At 36.3% G+C, this 2,760-nt stretch carries 1 protein-coding gene; it reads right to left on the reverse strand.

What is annotated here, in order from left to right:
- Positions 1-129 precede the first annotated feature (129 nt).
- Positions 130-2,040 carry a group II intron reverse transcriptase/maturase gene (gene ltrA, locus LJD34_RS15710; RefSeq protein WP_002347258.1) on the reverse strand — a complete coding sequence of 637 codons (1,911 nt, stop codon included), beginning with the start codon at positions 2,038-2,040 and terminating at the stop codon, positions 130-132.
- Between the last annotated feature and the right edge of the window lie 720 nt (positions 2,041-2,760).

Raw genomic sequence — 2,760 nt, forward strand, 5'->3', positions numbered from 1 at the left:
TATATGGATAGGTAAGTTCCTGATATTATAAATATCTCAAACTTTTCCCCCCATTCACACGGAGCGTGCGACTTTCACCGCACTCCGCGTTCCATCGTGTTTATATTGAAAAGTATTTATGTAGTAGACCTATATCAAGTTTAATTCTTGATTGCCAGCTAATACTCTATATTTATTTAGTCTTATGAGCTGGACTTTATTTAGTTTCAATAGAGCTATATATTTTTGTATTGTTTCTTCTGTTTTTGCGTGTATTAGACGATGTACCGCCTCTTTTACCAAAATAAGATTTTTATAATCGTCATTACCACCAGCCCTAGTTGGTACAATATGATGACAGTGTATTTCATTAGCTTGTTGAAATTCTTCCAGAGTTATAGCACATTTTCCATGTTGGGCAGAAAATAGCGAAATTCGATTGTCTGCGTATTCTATTGTGCGATTTTCCAAAGATAATTTCATCAACTGATACATCAGTAATTTATCAACACTTAGATTGGTATGGATAAATTTTCTTCCCTCTGGAGTATAGCAGTTTGCTGAATACACTTTTGCCATTGGTTTTCTGTGTTGGATATATCCAACAGGGAATATAGGTTCGCCCTCGCCAGCAACATATCGAAGCATTTTAGATTTACCATATCTTGTTGCTTCTTTTGTTGTAAGTTGTCTGCCTGTTTTTCTCAATCTGCCCTTTTTGCTTGCACCTAATCTGTTAGTGAAGATAGCCATTACAGCTCTATTAAGTTTCATACAATCCAGATTTACATTTGTTGCAATCTGATAATAATTTTGCATACCTAATACCATTGAATTATAAAGTCTTATTTCCTCTAATTCTGTTTTTCCCTTTGAGGGAGAAGCAATTTTCTTTGCCTGTGATACCAGCTTGTCTTTTTGGGTCTTGAATTGTTTATCACTTATATGTGATTTAACAACTAACTTCTTTCTTCTCGGTATCATTTTAATCTTGAAACCAAGAAAGTCGGAGTATCTTTTTCTAACATTTACAATTCTTGTTTTTTCTTGTGATACTTCCAATTTTAGTCGTTGCTCAATCCATTGAGTGATTGCTATTTTGGTTTTTTCAGCACTTTCTTTGTAGCGACAGAAAACTCTAAAATCATCTGCATAACGAACCATATACATTTCCTTTAACTTTGTTTTCTTCATTTCTTTGTAAGCGTTGCTTTTACATGGGCTACCGCTTTTATTGATATGAACCACATAGTTTTTTGTAACAGGATTTTCCTGCCATTGACTTTCTACCCAATGGTCTAACTCATTAAGAACAATGTTGGCTAGTAGTGGGGATATAATTCCCCCCTGTGGAGTTCCTTTCTCTGGATATGTTATTGTGCCGTCAGGCATTTTAATTGGAGCTTTTAATATCCTTTTTAAAATGAATATCAAGTGCTTGTCCCGTATTCCCATAGTCCATATCTGTTTTATCAGTTTGGAATGGTTCACGTTGTCAAAGAAACCCTTAATATCAAATTCAATCACATAATGTAGCTGGCTGATTTGTAGGCGGTTATAGGTTGCTTTTATTGCATTTTCAACCGACCTATTAGGTCTGAAACCGTAGCTGTTTTCACTAAATTTAGCTTCGCAGATTGGTTCTAATACTTGTTTGATACATTGTTGTATAAGCCTGTCCCACATACAAGGAATGCCTAGAGGTCTGGTTTTCCCATTTGGTTTTGGTATTTCTTTTCGCCTTACTGGCTTAGGTCGATACCCGTGCGGAGTGCCTGCGACAATATATCTTACCTTTTTGACAACTGTTTCTGCTGGCAATTTGCCAATATCTTTAATTATTGTACCGTCTGTTCCTGCTGTCTTACTGCCTGCATTTGCTTTGATATTTCGATATGCCAATAATATATTTTCTCTCGATAGGATAATATCCATAAGATGAGTGAAAATATCTCCATTCTTACTTTTGGCATATAAATCATCAAAGGTGTTTTGCATTTCGTAATATTCAGCGTGTCTTAAATCTTCTACACACAATGTTTCATTTTTATTTTTAGGCATAAGGCTTCACTCCTTTGCTTGAAATTGAGTGAGCTTTTTTATCTTACTCGTAATCCTTATTAAAACAACATAATACTTTTCTAATATATACACGACTTGAGGGCATTCCTCCATTCTCATTACAAGAATTTCTTAGGTTCGCCCTCTGCTTTTCAGCATTGGTTCAACTGCTTATTGTTCTTCGTCAGCTTATTCTCTTGATGAGAACCCAATACCTTTCCTCGTTCCGATAATCTTATCTATACATATATATCCTTAGGTCACTAGCTATAAGCCTGCTGGCTTGATACCGCCTGTAACGGTATATGGCATTTCATAACCTATATTCTTACTTCGCCACACCAGCTACGATTTCTCGTACCTTTGCATTTCTACCAAGTACAAATTTAGACCCGTACATTCGCTGTTTCGTCAGTCCCTTGTGGAACATTCTAACCATAGATATTTTATAGACCCCCGACCTGTTGGATACGCTACCCACCTCTGGATAGTTTTCGATAGAAGATATATGTTCATCAACTATTACGGTATCTTTCAGCCGTCTTTACCGAGCTTCAAACATTCTGAGTTTCCTCATTCAATGCTTGTCGGAGGCTCAGGGCAGGCGTTTCAGTGCGTTACTTCATCATTCCACCTGTCAGATTATCAGTTCTCCTAATAATCAAACTTTTTCGTTCTTTTATTAGTGCCTTAGCTTTTCACTAAGGAACGAGTCGCACA

The sequence above is a fragment of the Faecalibacillus sp. MSK20_93 genome (assembly GCF_020589945.1).
Lineage (GTDB): Bacteria > Bacillota_I > Bacilli_A > Erysipelotrichales > Coprobacillaceae > Faecalibacillus > Faecalibacillus intestinalis.